15 protein-coding genes are annotated in these 18197 nt (G+C 61.5%); 13 read left to right on the forward strand and 2 right to left on the reverse strand.

From position 1 onward, the window contains the following. Positions 1–2316 carry a patatin-like protein gene (locus tag K3180_RS05785; RefSeq protein WP_221538936.1) on the reverse strand — a complete coding sequence of 772 codons (2316 nt, stop codon included), beginning with the start codon at positions 2314–2316 and terminating at the stop codon, positions 1–3. 71 nt (positions 2317–2387) lie between these two features. Between K3180_RS05785 and radA the strand changes: the two genes are divergently transcribed. From radA to rnr, 9 genes are all read left to right on the forward strand, one after another. Further along, a complete protein-coding gene (gene radA / locus K3180_RS05790; RefSeq protein ID WP_221538938.1) occupies positions 2388–3752 on the forward strand; it encodes a DNA repair protein RadA in 1365 nt (454 codons plus the stop codon). Between the two features lie 34 nt (positions 3753–3786). Further along, complete coding sequence (locus K3180_RS05795; protein ID WP_221539013.1) at positions 3787–4332, forward strand: CvpA family protein; 546 nt, start codon at positions 3787–3789, stop codon at positions 4330–4332. Beyond that, on the forward strand, positions 4329–4757 hold the full coding sequence (locus K3180_RS05800; RefSeq protein ID WP_221538940.1) for an iron-sulfur cluster assembly scaffold protein: 429 nt from the start codon (positions 4329–4331) through the stop codon (positions 4755–4757). Before K3180_RS05795 ends, K3180_RS05800 begins: the two co-directional genes overlap by 4 nt. Before the next feature lie 53 nt (positions 4758–4810). Beyond that, positions 4811–6454: an MFS transporter gene (locus K3180_RS05805; RefSeq protein WP_425594517.1), complete on the forward strand. Its 1644-nt coding sequence runs from the start codon at positions 4811–4813 to the stop codon at positions 6452–6454. A gap of 31 nt (positions 6455–6485) precedes the next feature. Continuing rightward, the gene (gene alr, locus K3180_RS05810) at positions 6486–7499 is read left to right on the forward strand and encodes an alanine racemase (RefSeq protein WP_247710345.1); all 1014 of its coding nucleotides are present in this window, start codon (positions 6486–6488) and stop codon (positions 7497–7499) included. A gap of 71 nt (positions 7500–7570) precedes the next feature. Next, positions 7571–8125 (forward strand): polyhydroxyalkanoate synthesis repressor PhaR, encoded by a 555-nt coding sequence (phaR, locus tag K3180_RS05815; protein WP_221538944.1) that lies wholly within the window; start codon positions 7571–7573, stop codon positions 8123–8125. Positions 8126–8286: 161 nt separating this feature from the next. Further along, positions 8287–9828, forward strand: coding sequence for a proline--tRNA ligase (gene proS, locus K3180_RS05820; protein ID WP_221538945.1), 1542 nt, complete (start codon positions 8287–8289; stop codon positions 9826–9828). 36 nt (positions 9829–9864) lie between these two features. Next, positions 9865–11223 carry a M20/M25/M40 family metallo-hydrolase gene (locus tag K3180_RS05825; protein ID WP_221538947.1) on the forward strand — a complete coding sequence of 453 codons (1359 nt, stop codon included), beginning with the start codon at positions 9865–9867 and terminating at the stop codon, positions 11221–11223. 21 nt (positions 11224–11244) lie between these two features. Beyond that, entirely contained in the window at positions 11245–13542 is a 2298-nt protein-coding gene (rnr, locus tag K3180_RS05830; RefSeq protein WP_425594518.1) for a ribonuclease R, read from the forward strand. Here rnr and K3180_RS05835 read toward each other — a convergent pair. Continuing rightward, a complete protein-coding gene (locus K3180_RS05835; RefSeq protein ID WP_160728033.1) occupies positions 13539–13991 on the reverse strand; it encodes a universal stress protein in 453 nt (150 codons plus the stop codon). The genes rnr and K3180_RS05835 overlap by 4 nt on opposite strands. Before the next feature lie 129 nt (positions 13992–14120). On the opposite strand from K3180_RS05835, the gene K3180_RS05840 reads away from it, so the two are divergent. From K3180_RS05840 to lpdA, 4 genes are all read left to right on the forward strand, one after another. Then, a complete protein-coding gene (locus K3180_RS05840; RefSeq protein WP_221538951.1) occupies positions 14121–15449 on the forward strand; it encodes a pyruvate dehydrogenase complex dihydrolipoamide acetyltransferase in 1329 nt (442 codons plus the stop codon). Continuing rightward, positions 15446–16108, forward strand: coding sequence for a hypothetical protein (locus tag K3180_RS05845; protein ID WP_221538953.1), 663 nt, complete (start codon positions 15446–15448; stop codon positions 16106–16108). Before K3180_RS05840 ends, K3180_RS05845 begins: the two co-directional genes overlap by 4 nt. Further along, positions 16101–16505 (forward strand): acyl-CoA thioesterase, encoded by a 405-nt coding sequence (locus K3180_RS05850; RefSeq protein ID WP_221538955.1) that lies wholly within the window; start codon positions 16101–16103, stop codon positions 16503–16505. The genes K3180_RS05845 and K3180_RS05850 overlap by 8 nt, the downstream gene beginning before the upstream one ends. Positions 16506–16779: 274 nt before the next feature. Further along, positions 16780–18195, forward strand: a complete 1416-nt coding sequence (lpdA, locus tag K3180_RS05855; protein ID WP_221538957.1) for a dihydrolipoyl dehydrogenase — start codon at positions 16780–16782, stop codon at positions 18193–18195. Positions 18196–18197 lie beyond the last annotated feature (2 nt).

The raw sequence follows: 18197 nt of genomic DNA on the forward strand, positions 1-18197 counted from the left end.
TCAGATCATCCTTGCAAGCACTTCGCTTCGGATCTGGTCAATCAGAGCCTCGTCGCAGCGCAGTATCTCGGCCTCTTCGTCGAGGATGGCGAGGAAAGCCCGACGCTTGAAGTCGCGCACTGCAGCGTCGTCGACTTTCCCTTCCAGCGTCGAAAAGACGAGGTCGATCATTCGCTCGGCCCCGTGGAGGCGGCCCCACAAATAATCGTTCTCACGATAAGCCCGGCTGAAAAAGGCCCCGAAATTGTAGAATTCGATCCCACGCAGGGTGGCCGGGGTGCCGCCTTCGCGAATGCTTTTGGCATCGTCAGGACTGATGCGGTCGACCTTGACCGGGTCGAATTCGGTCAACCCCTCATGGCGGAGCAATGGCAAGGTCGCGACATCGTAGAAGGGGAAACCGAGATAAGCGAACAATATGCGTCGCTTGAGGTTTGCGGGCATGGCCGAAAGCGCGTCCGCCAACAATTCTTCCGCGCGTTCGTCGATTTCTGGAAGGAGCCTCCTTGCCTCTACATGGTCAAGCAGCGCGCCCGGATTGTCCAATACCTGCCCGGCGATCTTCTGGAATTCGTCCCCTAGGGCTGGCAGGCCCTCCTTCTCGAAGTACATGGCCATGATCGTGAATATGGCATCGCGGCCGGCTTCCAGCGCCTCGTCGGGAATTTCCGGATCGGCTTCCCAGTCGCGTGCGAGCCGTCGGGCCAGAAGGCGTAGGCGGCGGATACGGAAACCAATGTCATGTTCGCGGAAGAAAAGGATCGCTTCGGGCGTCGCGCCGCCCTTGGGCGCGCCGAGGCTGTCGAGGCCGCGGCGCCGCAACTCTTCGCGCAAGATCTCGGAAATCGGCGCATGGTCCGAAAAATGAAGTGGCGGGGCGACCTCCCAGGCCAGCTTGGCAAGCCGGGTCACAATCCCGCTCAGCTTGCTCTGCGCATAAGAGTGGAAAGCGTAACCGGCTTGTTCGGCGGCGGCCTGTTGTGCCTTTTGCCGCCACGCCTTGAGCCGCTTGGGCGTGGGGTTGTCTAGGAACAGTGTGTAGCCGAACAGCCTCTCGACCGTCCGTTCGACTTCCGGGCGTAGCGCAGCGATTATCCTGCCGAGCCTTTCGGCCTCGCGGCTTTGTTGTTCAAGCTGTTCGAGATTGTCGCGTATTGGCTGCTCGCGGGGGATCGTCGAAAGCGATCCGAAGATTGCGGAAAAGAACCCGACTTCTGCTTGCCCTTGCGCATGGCGTTTGCTGAAGCGGTCGGGGCGCGGATCGACATAGACGAACCGCCGATCAACCTCACGCTGGGCAGGCCGCCCCCGCAAGGCGGCGATGGCCCCGGCAAAGGGTTTGTTCACGAGTACCGAACCGTCGATCAAGGACACATTTGAAACGGTGTCCCGCATCACGTGAACCGGCATTATCCGTTCGAGGAACTCTTCCCGCGAATCCCAGGACCGTCCCGACTCCGAAGAGAGCCTATCGATTTCCGTGACCTGCAAGGGAGGAAAGGCACCGGGAAAGCTCGCAGTCGCTCTTGCCGCGAATACGAGCTCAAGAGGGTTGGCTAGATCTTCGCCGCCAGCATAGGGCGTTTTCCTTCGGATCGAGATCGGCAATCGGTGTTCGCTGTCCTCCACCACCGGGGGGCTATGGAGATGCAGCAATTCCAGATAGCCATGGAAATCGGTGGTTGTGACATAGAGATCCAGCGGGTGACCCGGTGGTAGAAGCGGTGCTTCGGGCTCGGTTTCAGACATCGCCGTGAGCGCGCGTTCGAGTAGTTTGGAAAAGCCGAGCCCCGAGAATGGCGGCTCGAACCAGCGCCCGCGGATGAGGTGGGATACCTTGCGCCGGACCTCGTCACGGGTCTCCGGTGCCACTTCCGTCGCAATCTCGTTGCCCGGACGACTAAGCAACCAGTTTGCCAATGGCTGCGCCCAGATCTTGCTGCCCGACCAGCGCAGCTTTGCATCGGGGTGGGTCAGTTCATCGACATCCGCAACCTCCAGCCAGAGATCGGTCAGCGGTTCGAGGCTCTGGCCGGAAAACACGGCCTGGCCCAGGAAGACGGCGTTGATCCCGCCCGCGCTTGCGCCGCTCATGATATCGGGAATGACGCGCAGTTTGAGCTCGTGATGTTCCTGAATGTGTTCGAGGATATCCCGATAAACCGAATGGACGCCGCCGCGATCCGGACCGCCAGCGTGAAAATCGCGGCTGGCTCTGGCGAGTTGCCACAACTCGCGGGTTACCCCGTGCATATAGATGGCCAGACTGACCCCGCCGTAACAGACGAGCGCAATCCTGAGTTCCTTCTGCCGCATCGCTCTACCTTCTGCACAGCATCACTATCGAAGGCAATTGCGTTCCACAAATGTTCTGTTAGTGAATCCCTATGGCGAAACCCAAGAAACGCTATGTCTGTCAGGCCTGCGGGTCCGTATCTCACCGCTGGCAGGGGCAATGTGCCGACTGTGCGGAGTGGAATACGCTGGTCGAAGACGCACCGGCCACGGTCTTCTCACTGAAACACGACCTGTCGAGCGGGGGCAGGGCGGTCAAGTTCGTGGATCTCGACAAACCCGGCGCAATGCCTGTGCGCCAGAAAACTGGTCTCGCGGAATTCGACCGCGCTCTTGGTGGTGGTTTGGTGCCGGGTAGTGCGATTCTGATGGGTGGCGATCCGGGCATCGGAAAATCGACCTTGCTGTTGCAGGCAGCGGCCAAGGTAGCGCGGGAAGGGCATGGCGTAGTCTATGTCAGCGGCGAGGAGGCTGCCGGCCAGGTGCGCATGCGTGCCGCTCGGCTTGGCCTTTCGGACGCTCCGGTCAAACTCGCAGCTGCTACGGGCGTGCGCGATATCCTCACCACGCTCGGCGGGATGGATACGCCCAAATTGCTCGTTATCGATTCGATCCAGACCATGCATTCCGACACGATCGAAGGAGCTCCCGGCACCGTAAGTCAGGTTCGCGGGTGCGCATTCGAATTGATCCGCTATGCCAAGGAAACTGGCGCCACGCTGGTACTGGTCGGCCACGTCACGAAGGACGGAAATATCGCCGGTCCTCGTGTGCTCGAACATATGGTCGATGTGGTGATGAGCTTCGAGGGGGAACGCAGCCATCAGTATCGTATTCTCAGGGCGCTCAAGAACCGGTTCGGCGCGGTCGACGAAATCGGTGTCTTTGCCATGGAAGGTGACGGGCTGGAGGAAGTCGACAATCCTTCCCTGCTGTTTCTCTCGGGGCGCGAGCAGCCGATGGCGGGCAGCGCGGTATTTCCGGCAATGGAGGGCACGCGCCCCGTGTTGGTCGAGATACAGGCGCTGATCGTGCGCCTGCAATCGGGTGCCACCCCCCGCCGCGCGGTCGTGGGTTGGGACACCGGCAGGCTGGCGATGTTGCTGGCCGTACTTGAATCGCGTTGCGGACTGTCTTTCAGTTCGGCCGAGGTTTATCTCAACGTGGCCGGCGGATACCGTTTATCCGATCCGGCGGCAGATCTTGCCGTAGCAGCTGCGCTGGTGAGCGCGCTGGCCGACAAGGCTCTGCCTCAGCGGAGCGCATGGCTCGGCGAGGTAAGTCTGGCCGGAGAGGTCCGTCCGGTGGCCCATGGCGGCGTGCGATTGCGCGAAGCAGCCAAGCTCGGTTTCGACCGTGGCTTCGGCCCGCCCGATGCCAAGAACAGCTCGGCGGAACTGGAATATGTGGGCGTGGGACAACTGGCAAACCTCGTTGACCGCGTGATGAGCAGTTAATACACCTAAAACCCCTTGGGTTTATATGGGTTTTATGACGGGTTTCGATCTCATTGTTCTGCTCATCGTGGGTGTGGCAGCAGTAGGCGGCTTTTTGCGAGGTTTCGTGCAGGAAGTCCTGTCGCTGGGCGCGTGGATATTGGCTGCATTCGCAATCCGTTATCTCCATACACCGCTTACCTTGACGATGCAGGATTTTCTGGGTTCGGGCGTGACCACTTCTGTGCTCGCCTTTACCTTCCTTTTGCTCATTCCCTACGCCGCAATGAAGTTGATCGCGAACAACGTCGGTAAGGCCTCCCGCAATTCCGTCCTCGGTCCAATAGACCGCGTGCTTGGGTTCGGCTTCGGTTCGCTCAAGGGCCTGCTGATCGTCATCATCGCCTTTTCGGTGCTGGTGCTGGGTTACGATACGGTCTGGGACTATCGCGGCCGGCCGGTCTGGATAACAACCGCCCATAGTTACGAGCTGGTCGATGCCGGTTCGCGCTCGCTGGTCGAAGTGCTGGCGCAGCGTCGCGCGAAATTGCTGGGTGAGGAACCCGCGGCAATGGAACCCGTGGAAGCAGGGGCCGAGTGACCGGCAGTACTCGCGCCGCGCTTTATTCCCCGCAATTGCTCGCCCTTGCGGTGGAATTGGCCGACTACCCCTTCGATCCTTCAGCTCCCAGTTTGGGGGAGGCGAACTCGCGCACCTGCGGCAGCAGCATCCGCATGTCATTCGAAGGCGACATGAGAGATGTCGGGGTGAAAGTTTCGGCCTGTGCCGTCGGGCAGGCCAGCGCAGCAATCTTCGTGCGTCACTGCCTCGGCAAAAGCGAAGCAGAGTTGGCGGACTTCCTGGCACAGATCGAAAGCTGGCTCGAAGGAAATGCGAGTTTGCCGAATTGGCCCGATATTCATCTGATCCAACCGGCGCGTGATTATCCGGGACGGCATGGCGCGATCCTGTTGCCGTGGAAGGCCGCACTGGCCGCGCTTTCCAATGGCGCAGACCGGCGCTAAATCCGCCCAGGCGTACAGGAGAGGGGACTGGAAAAATGGCGGCTGCGGAGGGCATGCAGAGGGAACCGACCGAAAAGGAAATCCGACTGGTCATCGCCGCGAGCAGCGCGGGCACGATCTTCGAATGGTATGATTTCTTCATCTACGGCACACTTGCCGGGCTTATTGGTGCAGCCTTCTTCCCGAGTGGGAACGAAACGCTGCAGATCCTGCTCGTGTGGGCGGGTTTTGCGGTAGGTTTCGGCTTCCGTCCGCTTGGTGCGATTCTGTTCGGTTTCCTGGGTGACAGGCTGGGCCGCAAATACACCTTTCTCGTTACCGTCACTTTGATGGGTGTCGCCACGGCAGGCGTGGGCATGATCCCAAGCGCTGCGAGCATCGGTATCGCTGCGCCGATTATCGTTATCTGCCTGCGCATCCTTCAGGGCCTTGCGCTCGGCGGGGAATACGGCGGTGCGGCGATCTATGTCGCCGAACATGCTCCGCCCGAGAAGCGGGGATTCTACACCAGCTTCATCCAGGCCAGCGTGGTCGGCGGTTTCGTCCTGTCGATCCTCGTCGTGCTGGCGTGTCGCGCCATTATCCCGGCCGATGATTTTACCGAATGGGGCTGGCGCATACCCTTCCTGCTCTCGATCGCATTGCTGGGCATTTCGCTCTGGATGCGATTGAAGCTTTCCGAAAGCCCGGTCTTCCAGGCGATGAAGGAAGCCGGCGAAACGAGCGCAAATCCGTTCAAGGAAAGCCTGACCTATCCGGGCAACCCCAAGCGCATTTTTGTGGCACTGTTCGGCATCACCGGCGTGCTGACGACTATCTGGTATACCGCCTTCTTCTCATCGCTCAGCTTCCTGCGGCGCGATATGCGGGTGGATGAAAGCACGGTCGAATGGATTCTGCTGATCGCCGGATTCATCTCGATGAGTTTCTATGTGATCGTAGGCAAATGGTCCGACCGTGTGGGACGCAAGAAACCGATCATTATCGGTGCCGTGGCCGCGCTGGCGCTGCTTTTTCCGATCTTCTGGACGATGGGCAATCTCGCCAATCCGGGCCTGGCGCAGGCGGCTAGGGAGAATCCGGTAGTCGTTACGGGTCGGCAGTGCACTACCGATCCCTTCGCCGTACTGTTCGACAAGGAGCAGACCGATTGCGGAAAAGTGCTCGAAACGCTGACTGCGAGCGGCGTCGCCTATAGCGTCGAGCCGGGGGATGACCTTGGGCTGGCCGTTGGCGGAGAGCAAGTGGCAATCGATGCCGATTGGCTGGAGGATGCAACCGCCCGCCGCGATGGTATCCAGACAGCTCTCGCCGGGCGCGGTTTCGACTTTGCGAAGCAGACGCCGCCCATGGCCAATATTCTGGGTATCGGGGCGCTGATACTGGTGATGGGAATGCTGTCGGCCTTGACCTACGGTTCGGTCGCCGCACTGCTTTCCGAGATGTTCCCTGCCAAGATCCGCTACAGCTCGATGTCGATCCCTTACCATATCGGAGCCGGGTATCTTGGCGGGTTCCTGCCGCTTATCGCCGGTATCATCGTCGCGCGTACTGGCGATGTTTACGCGGGACTGTGGTATACGATGGCCGTAGTCGGCTTCGGCCTGCTCGTCGCCTGGTGGGGGCTTTCTGGCGGGCCGCCGCGTGACTTCGAGGAATCCGACGAGGCACCGCCCGTAGGCCCGGCTATTCCGTGACTGTCATTTGATTGTGCCACCGTCCCCCACTTTGCGGCTCGATATCGACCGTCAGGCACTCGCGCATAACTGGCGGGCGCTCGATCGCATGTCGGATAAGGCAAGAGCGGGAGCAGCCGTAAAGGCGAATTGCTATGGGCTCGGCGTCGATCAATGCGTGCCGGTGCTGCGCGATGCTGGCTGCCGGGATTTTTTCGTCGCCCACTGGAGCGAAGTCGAACCGGTTCTGAAGCATGTGCCTACGGACCAGTTGGCTGTCCTGCACGGCCCGCTCGATGCCGGCGAAGTTTCCTACGCCCGGCAGGCAGGTGTCCGGCCGGTCATCGATTCCGTTCGGCAGGCGAAGCTCTGGCTGGAGGGCGGAGGCGGGCCCTGCCATCTCATGGTCGATAGCGGTATCAACCGCCTCGGCATTTCTCCGCGTGAAATCTCCGATCCTTCGGTGCAGCAACTCGATGTTCAAATCCTGTTGAGCCATCTCGCCTGTGCCGACGAAGACAGCGTAATGAATGCGCGCCAACTCGAAATTTTTCGCGATGCCATTCAGCGCATCCGGCATAGTAAGACGAGTCTCGCTAACAGTGCAGGTATCGCGCTCGGTCCCGACTACCATTTCGATCTTACCCGGCCCGGGCTGTCACTCTACGGCGGCATACCGCGCGAAGAGCTGGAGGATGAAATCCGGCAGGTGGCTCGGCCACAAGCTGCGATCATCCAGACGCGGCAGCTTTCGGTGGGTGAGACCGTGGGATATAACGCCACCTTCACCGCACCGCAGGATATGCGGATCGGCGTAATCTCCCTCGGTTATGCGGACGGCATATTGCGCAGCTGGGGAGGGGCGGCCCTTCGCCATGGCGAAAAGGTGCTCCCCATTCTAGGCAAGGTCTCGATGGATATGATCGTGCTGGACCTCACCAATGCGCCCGAACTGGGGGAGGGCGATTGGGTGGAGCTACCGTACCACCTCCCCGATGCTGCGCGGCAAACCTCTGTTTCCCAATATGAACTGCTCACCGTGCTGGGCAATCGCTTCCAGCGCTGAGACGCGTGTTGCGCTGCACATTGTGCAAGTGCTAAGCCTGCTTGCATCGCACAATGGGGAGAGCGCGCATCATGGCTAAACGGACCGCCGAGGGCGAACCGATCATCATTAAGAAATATGCCAACCGGCGGCTCTATAATACCGACACATCGAGCTACATCACGCTCGATGATCTTGCCAAAATGGTCCGTGAGAATGTCGATTTCCAGGTGCTGGATGCCAAGACGGGCGAGGACATTACGCATACGATCCTCACCCAGATCATCGTGGAGGAAGAAAGCAGCGGCGCGCAGCAATTACTGCCGGTCAGTTTCCTGCGCGACCTGATCTCGATGTACGGCAATTCGATGCAGTCGATGATGCCAAGCTATCTCGAAGCCAGCATGGCGAACTTCCGCAAGAACCGCGAACAGCTGCAGACGGCTTTTGCCAAGGGTCTCGAGGCGAATCCGCTGGCCAAGATGGCCGAAGCCAATTTCAAGATGATGCAGAATGCGGCGGAAGCCTTCATCCCGGCCACCCGCAAATCTGCGGATGCTCCGAAGAAGGACGAGAAGGACGAACTCGCCCAGATGCGCGAGCAAATGGCGGCAATGCAGAAGAAGCTCGACGAGCTGAGCAAATGACCCAACCCCGGAAAAATCTCTGGTTCCGTGCGCCCTGAGCTTGTCGAAGGGTCATTGTTTTCTTTAAGGGCGGCGCCAGAAGTAAGGACGGTGCTTCGAAAGGCTCGGCACGATTGGGTTGCGAGCTTGTCGCCAGTGCCGAAAACAAGGCTCGTCTCTCAATGTCCAACATTCGCCATGCCCTCACCACCCGCCGTGCCGACGATTTCGCCGCTTGGTACCAGGAAGTCATCTCCGCCGCCGAAATGGCCGAGGAATCTGGCGTACGCGGCTGCATGGTGATCCGGCCATGGGGATATGGCATCTGGGAGCGGATGCAGCGCCTGCTGGACGATCGGATCAAGGCGACCGGGCATTCGAACGCCTATTTCCCGATCTTCATCCCGCTTTCCAACTTCGAGCGGGAGGCGGAACATGTCGAAGGTTTTGCCAAGGAAATGGCGGTTGTCACCCACCACCGCCTGATCGCGGGCAAGGATGGCGGCCTGATTCCCGATCCCGAAGCGAAGCTGGAAGAGCCGCTGGTCGTGCGTCCGACTTCGGAAACCATCATCGGCGATGCCATGGCGCGGTGGGTGCAGAGCTGGCGCGACCTGCCGCTCAAGCTCAACCAGTGGGCCAATGTCGTGCGCTGGGAAATGCGCACCCGCATGTTCCTGCGCACCAGCGAATTCCTCTGGCAGGAAGGGCATACTGCCCATGCGGAAGAGGCAGAGGCCAAGGAGCACACGCTGCGCATGCTCGAAGTCTATCGCGCCTTTGCCGATGAAGACCTCGCGCTGGCGGTAATTCCGGGTGAGAAGCCGGAAAACGAGCGTTTCCCGGGCGCGGTCGAGACATGGTCGATCGAGGCGATGATGCAGGATGGCAAGGCGTTGCAAGCCGGCACCAGCCACTATCTGGGCACCAATTTCGCCAAGGCTTCGGGCATCAAGTTCCAGAACCGCGAGGGCAGCGAAAGCCTCGCGCATACGACCAGCTGGGGTGTTTCGACCCGCATGGTCGGCGGCGTCATCATGACCCACGGTGACGATGACGGTTTGCGCCTTCCGCCCAAGATCGCACCGCAGCAGGTCGTGATCCTGCCCATGCTGCGCGAAAAGCCCGAAGACCAGGACCTGATCGACTATTGCGAGACCTTGCGCGCCACGCTTGCCAGCCAGCACGTCATGGGCGAACCGCTGCGCGTCCTGCTCGATACGCGTCCCGGCAAGGCAGCGCAGAAGCGCTGGGACTATGTCCGCAAGGGCGCGCCGATCATCATCGAGGTTGGTGGCCGTGACATGGAGAACGGTGTCGTTTCGATGCTGCGCCGCGATCGCCTTTGGGATGAAGAGACGGGCAAGCCTGCCTTCCAGACCCCGACGCGCGAAGTGGCCGGGCAAACCATTCCCGATGTCCTCGCGGACATGCAGAATGCCTTGCTGACGCAGACGCAGGAACGCCGCGATGCCAATATCACGCGGGGCGTGACCGAATTCACCGATGTCGAGAAACACTTTGCCGCTTCGCGCTATCCGGGCTGGATAGAGGTGCAGTGGTCGAAGCCGACCGGCGAGGCGCTCGAAAAGATCGTCGAGCGGCTCAAGGAACACAAGCTCACCATCCGTAATGTGCCGATGGATGCGGTCCCGGTGGACGGACCCTGTATTTTCACCGGTGAACCGGCGGTGGAGCGTGTGCTTCTGGCCAAGGCTTACTAGCTTGATCTGACGGCGTTTCTGTTCGACACAGGGGCAATGAGAAAACTCATCCCGCTTGTCGCCCTCGTCGCATTCCCGATCTCTGCGCAGGAAACGTCACCGTCGGATCCGGCTGCCGGCGTTTCACAGGAGAGATTGCGGGCCGATATCGATACGCTGGTGGGTTTCGGTACCCGCCATACATTGTCGGCACAGGACGATCCCGAACGCGGTATCGGGGCCGCAGTTGATTGGGGCCTGGCAGAGTTTGGCCGGATTTCCGAAGATTGCGGATCGTGCCTCGAAGTCCTCGCGCCCGAACGCACCGAACCTGAAGGCGGGCGCCTGCCCCGGCCGACCCGTATCCGCAACGCGGTGGCCATACAGAGAGGCACCGAACGCCCGGATGAGGTCATTATCGTCCAGGCGCATATCGACAGCCGGGTAAGCGACGTGATGGATTGGGAAAGCGATGCCCCGGGCGCGAACGATGATGGTTCGGGCACGGTGCTCGTGCTGGAGGCTGCCCGAAACCTTTCGCGTAACAGCTATCCTGTGACCATCGTCTATGCCCTGCTTTCGGGCGAGGAGCAGGGCCTGTTCGGCGGACGTCTGATGGCCGATTATGCCGAGGAACAGGGCTGGGACGTGAAGGCCGTGCTCAACAACGATGTCGTCGGCAACAGCTGCGGCAGCGATGGTTATTGCGACCCCGACCATGTCCGCGTCTTCTCCGAGGGGCCGCGCGCCGACCTGACCGATACCATTCGCGCAGCCCAGCGGCGCGAGGGCGGAGAGAACGACAGCCCGAGCCGCAATCTCTCGCGCTGGCTCGACAATCTAGCCAGTGAGACCGAAGGCGGGCTCGATGTGCGGCAGATCTGGCGGGTCGACCGGATGGGCCGCGGCGGCGACCAGATTCCCTTCATGGAAAAGGGCTATCCCGCAATCCGCATCGCGGTGGCGGTCGAGGATTACGAACATCAGCACCAGGATCTGCGGACCGAAGACGGGATCGTCTACGGAGACACTGCGGACGAAATGGACTTCGCCTATCTGGCCAAAGTGACGCAGTTCAACATCCGCGCGCTGGACAAGCTTGCCCGTTCCCCTGCGCCGCCAGCCACCAGTGCCCAAGCGGCCGTGCAGACTTATACCGACATCAGCTGGAGCGAAGTGCCCGGTGCGGTAAGCTATACCGTGTGGCAGCGCCGGACCGACGAGCCCTATTGGCGCGACGAGCCGGTTATCGAGAACGTGGTCGCCACCAACGCCAGGCTCGAAGGCGTTCGCGGGGATGACTGGATATTCGGGGTTAGCGCGACCGGCGAAAGCGGGGTTATGGGGCCCGTCTCCAGCGCAGTTCCTGCGGGTCAATTCGCGCCTCTTGCGGCGCCAGAGGATGACAGCGAGTAAGCGCGTCCCCATATGGCGGGGATGACAAGACAGAATAGAACCGGAAGGAAGCAGGGGCTTCCTTCCAAGACAGAAATACTCGAATTCATCCAGACCTCGGAAAAGCCGGCCGGAAAGCGGGAAATCGCCAAGGCTTTCGGCATCAAGGGGCAGGAAAAGATCGCGCTGAAGAAGCGCCTCAAGGACATGGCCGAAGAAGGCCTGATCGACGGCAGGAAGACCGCCTATCACCAGATGGGCGGCCTACCGAAGGTGACCGTGCTCAAGGTTCTCGAAATCGAGGACGGTGAGCCCATCGCCGTGCCCGAAAGCTGGGACCCCGACAGCAACGAGAAGCCGCCTCGTTTGACGGTCAAGGAAAGCAAGAAGGTTGCTGCGCTCAAGCGCGGCGACCGCTTCCTGGCGCGGACCGAAGAAAAACCGCGCGGGTGGATCGCCCACCCGATGAAGAAACTGCCGGCCCGCACCGAAGGCCTGATGGGCGTCGTTGAATTCGACGGCAGCGGCAAGCCGTGGCTCGCTCCGGTGGACAAGCGCGTGCGCAATTCCTCGCCCATTTCCGATCTCGGCGGTGCGGAAGAGGGCGAGCTGGTCCTTGCGGAAAAGGCCGGTAAGTCGGCCCGCTCTGCGGTAAAGGTGGTCGAGGTTATCGGCGATCCGCTGGCGCCCAAGAGCTTCAGCCTGATCGCCATCGCCAAGCACGGCATCCCGCACATCTTCCCCGAAGAGGCGCTGGCGGAAGCACAGGCCGTTTCGGAACTGCCGCTGAGCGAGGACAAGCGCGAAGATCTGCGCGGCGTGCCCATCGTGGCGATCGACCCTGCCGACGCGCGCGACCATGACGACGCGATCTGGGCCGAGCCGGACGGGGAAGGGGGCTACAAGGCCATCGTCGCGATTGCCGACGTCAGCTTCTACGTCCGCCCCGGCAGCCAGCTCGACCGTGAAGCGAGGAAGCGCGGCAACTCGGTCTATTTCCCAGACCGCGTCGTGCCGATGCTACCGGAAATCCTCAGCGCTGACGTCTGCTCGCTGGTCGAGGGCGAAGACCGCGCGGCGATGGCATGTCACCTGCGCATCGCGCCCGATGGCAAGATCACCAAGTGGCGCTTTACCCGCGCCATCGTGAAGCTCGCAGCGAATATCGCCTATGAGGACGCGCAGAAGGCCATCGATGATGGCAGCGCGGACGAAAACCTCAAGAACCTCTGGGGCGCCTGGGACCTGCTGTTCAAGGCCCGCAATGCCCGCGATCCGCTCGATCTCGAATTGCCGGAACGCCAGGTGCGCCTCAACGACGAGGGCGTGATCGAGGAAATCGCCGTGCGCGAACGCCTCGACGCGCACCGCGTGGTGGAGGATTTCATGATTGCCGCCAATGTCGCTGCGGCAAAGGCGCTGGAGGAAAAGGCCGCACCGGTGGTCTACCGTGTCCATGAAACGCCAAGCCGCGAGAAGCTGGTGGCGTTCAAGGAATACCTTGCGAGCCAGGGCCGGTCCTTCGCCATGGGGCAGGTAATTACCCCCGGTCTCTTCAACCGGATGCTCAAGGACATATCCGAACCCGCTGAAAAGGCGCTGATAATGGAGGCAGTTCTACGCAGCCAGACGCAGGCCTATTATGGCCCCGCCAATGCCGGGCACTTCGGCTTGGCGCTGGGCAGCTATGCGCATTTCACCTCGCCTATCCGCCGTTATGCCGACCTTCTGGTCCACCGTGCGCTGGTCGATGCCTACAAGCTCGAACAGCCGAAGCCGAAAGGCGATATTCCCGAGCACAGCGGTCTGTCGGACCGGGACCGCACGGCACTCAACCAGATTACCGATGCGATCAGCCAGACCGAGCGCCGCGCCATGGAGGCGGAGCGCGATACCATCGACCGTTATGTCGCCGCCTGGCTCTCCGGCCGCGTGGGCGAAGTGTTCGACACGCGCATTACCGGCGTTCAAGGATTCGGCTTCTTCGCGACCATCGAGCAATTGGGCGGTGACGGCCTCGTCCCCGTTTCGACCTTGGGCCGCGAGTATTTCCGCTATGACGAAGGTGCGCGCGAACTTGTCGGCGAAAGTACCGGCACGACTTATGCCGTAGGCGACAGGCTCAAGCTGAAGCTGGCCGAATCCAACCCGCTGACCGGTGCGCTCAAATTCGAGATACCCGACAGCGAGGGCGCACCGATCGAAAAGCGCGGTCATCGCCCGCCGCCCAAGAAAAAGCCGCTCCAGAAGGACAAGGGCGCCCCGCGTCAGAAGCATGCCCAGGGGCAACGCGGCAGGCCCAAGAACATCCGCCGTCAGGGCCGCGGGAAGAAGCGTTAGGCCAGCTCGTCCAGCTGTTCACGGGTAAGGTTGCCCGGCACGAGATAGAGCGGGCAGGGCAGGCTGGCGGCATGCGCGGCGAAATGCGCCACCAGCGGGTCTTTTCCGCCTTCCTTCGCAGTGCCGAGCACCAGCGCCGCGATGGAGCCGTGTTCCTCGAGATATTTCGCGATCACGTCGGCCGGCGATCCGGGGCGTACGGCGATCACCGGCATCTTGCCCATTTCGCCGAAGATGTTGCCCGCGGCGTTATTGGCCATGACCTCGGCCCGCTCGCGGGCTTCCTGCTCGATCGTGGCCTGCACGCCGCCGAAGGCATTGAAGGTCTGCTGCGGCACGAGCGCGAGGATATGGACCGAACCGCCCGTCTTCATCGCACGCATGGAGGCGAAGCGGAGCGCCTGCTTGGCCTCCTCCGTCTCGTCCATGACGACCAGATATATGCGCATGTCCCCGGCTCCCTTTCCGCGCACCGACTACAGGCTAATTCGTATTCTGTGCAAGGACCTTGCGGGCGCGCGGCAAATTGGCCAGAGACGCCCGGAACACTCTCCCCAGCGAGGACGTAACGTCAGAACATGCCCACGCCGATAAAGATGCCCGCCCTGTCGCCCACCATGGAAGAGGGCACGCTCGCCAAATGGCTGGTAAAGCCGGGCGATACCATTTCCGCCGGTGACATCATGGCCGAGATCGAAACCGACAAGGCGACGATGGAATTCGAAGCGGTGGACGAAGGAACGCTCGCTTCGATCGAGGTCGAGGAAGGCAGCGAAGGCGTGAAGGTCGGCACGGTCATCGCCATGCTCGCCGAAGAGGGTGAGGATGTGGAAGAGGCCGCCAAGGCTGCGCCTTCGGGTGATGCGAAGGCGGAAGAGAAACAGGACGCCGCCAAGCCGGAAGCGAAGTCCGAGCCGGCTAAGGCAGAACCTCGCGAAAGCGCTGAACCCGCGCGCGCCACCGAGGATGATGGCACCAAGGCTCCAGCCGCACCGAAAGACGACAGCGGCGCACGCATCAAGGCCTCGCCGCTCGCGCGGCGCATTGCCGAGCAGAAGGGCATCGATCTGAGCGCCGTCACCGGTTCCGGCCCGAATGGCCGTATCGTGAAGGCCGATGTCGAGAGCGCGAAGCCCGGCGAAGCTCCGGCGAAGGGTTCGGCAGAATCCGGCGCACCGGCTCCGGCCAAGGCTGCGACGCAGGGCGGCGATCTCGATGCGCCTTACGAAGCGCAGAAGCTCAACAATGTCCGCAAGGTCATCGCCAGGCGCCTGACCGAGGCGAAGCAGACCATCCCGCATATCTACCTCACCGTGGACGTGCGCCTCGATGCGCTGCTCAAGCTTCGCGGCGAACTCAACAAGAGCCTCGAGGCGGACGGTGTGAAGCTGTCGGTCAACGATTTGCTGATCAAGGCGCTCGCCCGCGCGCTGCAGCGTGTCCCGGCCTGCAATGTCAGCTTCCAGGGCGACGAATTGTACCAGTACACGCGCGAGGATATCTCGGTCGCGGTTGCCGCGCCTTCGGGCCTGATCACTCCGATCATCCGCGATGCGGGCAAGAAGGGTCTCGCCCAGATCAGCACCGAGATGAAGGAGCTGGCGGGCAAGGCCAAGGACGGCAAGCTGCAGCCGCATGAATACCAGGGCGGCACCGCCTCGCTCTCCAACCTCGGCATGTTCGGCACCAAGCAGTTCGACGCGGTGATCAACCCGCCGCAGGCGATGATCCTTGCAGTCGGCGCGGGTGAACAGCGTCCCCATGTGATCGACGGCGCTCTGGGCGTCGCCACCGTGATGAGCGCCACCGGCAGCTTCGACCACCGCGCGATCGACGGCGCCGACGGCGCGCAGCTGATGGAAGCGTTCAGGCAGCTTTGCGAGAACCCGATGGGACTGGTGGTTTGAGCTCGATCGATTGGGCTGCAACTGGCGCGATGATAGCGGGTCTCGGCACTTTTGCTGGTGCCGGGGCAATTTTGGTCGCAGCGCTTCTCGGAAAAAATGCACTTTCGGACTACCGAGCGCAACGCATCACGGACAACCAGATCGAGGTGGCAGATAGGGCTCTCACCGGCGCATATCGCGCGTTGGATGCGATCAGAGGAATGAGGGCGCGTTGGATGCCTGCCGCAGAATTGCATGCGACTGAGGAGCAACTGAAAGAGCTCGGAATGAAGCTAGACGGTATGCCCGACGAGCTAAAGTCGGCGCAGATCACAAAAGGTGTGGTCTATCGCCGGGCCGAATATTTTAAGGACGATTTTGACGCCGTATTCGCAGTAATCCCGTCTGTTCGTGCCTACTTTGGCAAAGAGTTGGTCGAGGCGATGGAAGCTTTTCCGAAGGCTCGCAATCGCATTCTAAGCAGTGCTGATATGCTTTACATGGTTGAGCGGCGAGGCAGAGACGAAGACGACAAGTTTTCAATCAATATCCGTAAAGATGTCTTCGGATCATGGGGAGAGGAAGACGAAGACTCCATCTCTACAAGCCTCAAGGACGCGATCTTAAAGCTAGAAAAAGTGCTTTTGCCAATCATCGGCCGCGAGCTCGAAAATGCCTGACCGCACCCCCCTCATTCGCGTCACGGCCATGCCTGCCGACACCAACCCCTATGGCGGGGTTTTCGGCGGGTGGCTGATGAGCCAGATGGCCCTCGGCGCAGGCTCGCTCGCCAGCCGGTTGGGGCAGGGTAAGGCGGTCGTCGTCTCGGCCAGCGATTTCGCCTTCCCCGGCGCAATGGCGGTGGGGGACGAACTCTCGGTCTTCGGCGAGGTCACGGCAACCGGAACCACTTCGATGACCGTGCAGGTCGAAGCCATTGCGCGCAAGCGGAACAGCGAGGTGACGACGCGCGTCGCCGAAGGGACGTTCAAGTTCGTCCTGCTCGACGAGGAAGATCGCCCGCGCCCGGTGCGCGAAGCCACGCTGTCGCGCCAGCGCGAGAACGACAATGGCTGATCGGCTGTCCTACACGGCGGGCCATCTGGCATGACTGCGGTGATGACCTGCGGATCCACCCCCTTGGCGACCGGCGCCAGTCGCTTTCGCCAAGCTGACACGGCAGTTTGCGAAGCCGACAGTCGCGGCCTGCAAACCGACATGCCTGCTCCGCAAGCCGACACCAATTCCCGGCAAGCCGACGCTGATGCGCGCAAGCCGACTTCTTTTGCCCTTGGAAGGTGTAACACCCGGTCCATGTCTCGGGCGAACACGCAACTGACAGGTACGAATCATGGCTGACACCCAATATGACGTTATCGTTCTCGGCTCCGGACCCGGCGGCTATGTCTCGGCGATCCGCTGCGCGCAGCTGGGGCTGAAGACCGCCATCGTCGAACGCGAACTGCTGGGCGGCATATGCCTCAACTGGGGCTGCATCCCGACCAAGGCCCTACTGCGCTCGGCAGAAATCCTGCACTATGCCCAGCACGCGAAGGATTACGGCCTCAAGATCGCGGGCGCGATCGAAGCCGACCTGGAAGCGGTGGTGAAGCGCAGCCGCGGCGTGGCCAAGCAATTGAACCAGGGCGTCACGCACCTGATGAAGAAGAACAAGATCGCGGTGCATATGGGGGAGGGCACGCTGACCGGCCCGACCAGCCTGACGGTGAAAGGCGAAAAGGGCGAGGAAAAGCTCACCGCCAAGCACGTGATCGTCGCCACCGGCGCGCGGGCGCGCGACCTGCCCTTCGCCAAAGCAGACGGCAAGCGCGTGTGGACCTATCGCCACGCGATGACGCCGAGCGAAATGCCCAAGAAGCTGCTGGTAATCGGCAGCGGCGCGATCGGGATCGAGTTCGCCAGCTTCTACAACGACATGGGGGTCGACGTGACCGTGGTCGAAATGCTCGACCGGATCGTTCCCGTGGAGGACAAGGACGTCTCGGCCTTCCTCGAAAAGAACCTGACCAAGCAGGGTATGACGATCATGACCGGCGCGGGCGTGGAAGACCTGAAAGTTTCGGACGGTGGCGTGAAGGCCAAGATCAAAGACGCGAAGGGCAAGACTTCGGAAACCGAGTTCAGCCACTGCATTGTCGCCATCGGCATCGTGCCGAACACCGAGAATATCGGCATCGACAAGCTGGCCGAAATGGACCGCGGCTTCATCCAGATCGACGATTACGGCCGCACGAAGTCCAAGGGCCTCTGGGCCATCGGCGATTGCACCCCCGGCCCCTGGCTGGCGCACAAGGCGAGCCATGAGGGCGTCACCACTGCCGAGGCGATTGCCAAGGAACTGGGCAACAAGGACGTCCACCCGCACCCGCTCGACCGCAACAACATCCCGGGCTGCACCTATTGCCACCCGCAGATCGCCAGCGTCGGCCTGACCGAAGCCAAGGCGAAGGAAGCTGGCCACGAAGTGAAGGCAGGCACTTTCCCCTTCATCGGCAATGGCAAGGCCATTGCGCTGGGCGAGGCGGAAGGCTTCGTGAAAACCGTGTTCGACGCGAAGACAGGCGAGTTGCTGGGCGCTCATATGGTCGGCGCGGAAGTGACCGAGATGATTCAGGGCTTCGTCGTCGGCAAGACGCTGGAGACCACCGAGGCGGAACTGATGCAGACGGTCTTCCCGCATCCAACCATCAGCGAAAGCATGCATGAAAGCGTGCTTGCGAGCTACGGCAGGGCGCTGCATATCTGAAG

Source organism: Qipengyuania huizhouensis, assembly GCF_019711635.1.
Classification (GTDB): domain Bacteria; phylum Pseudomonadota; class Alphaproteobacteria; order Sphingomonadales; family Sphingomonadaceae; genus Qipengyuania; species Qipengyuania huizhouensis.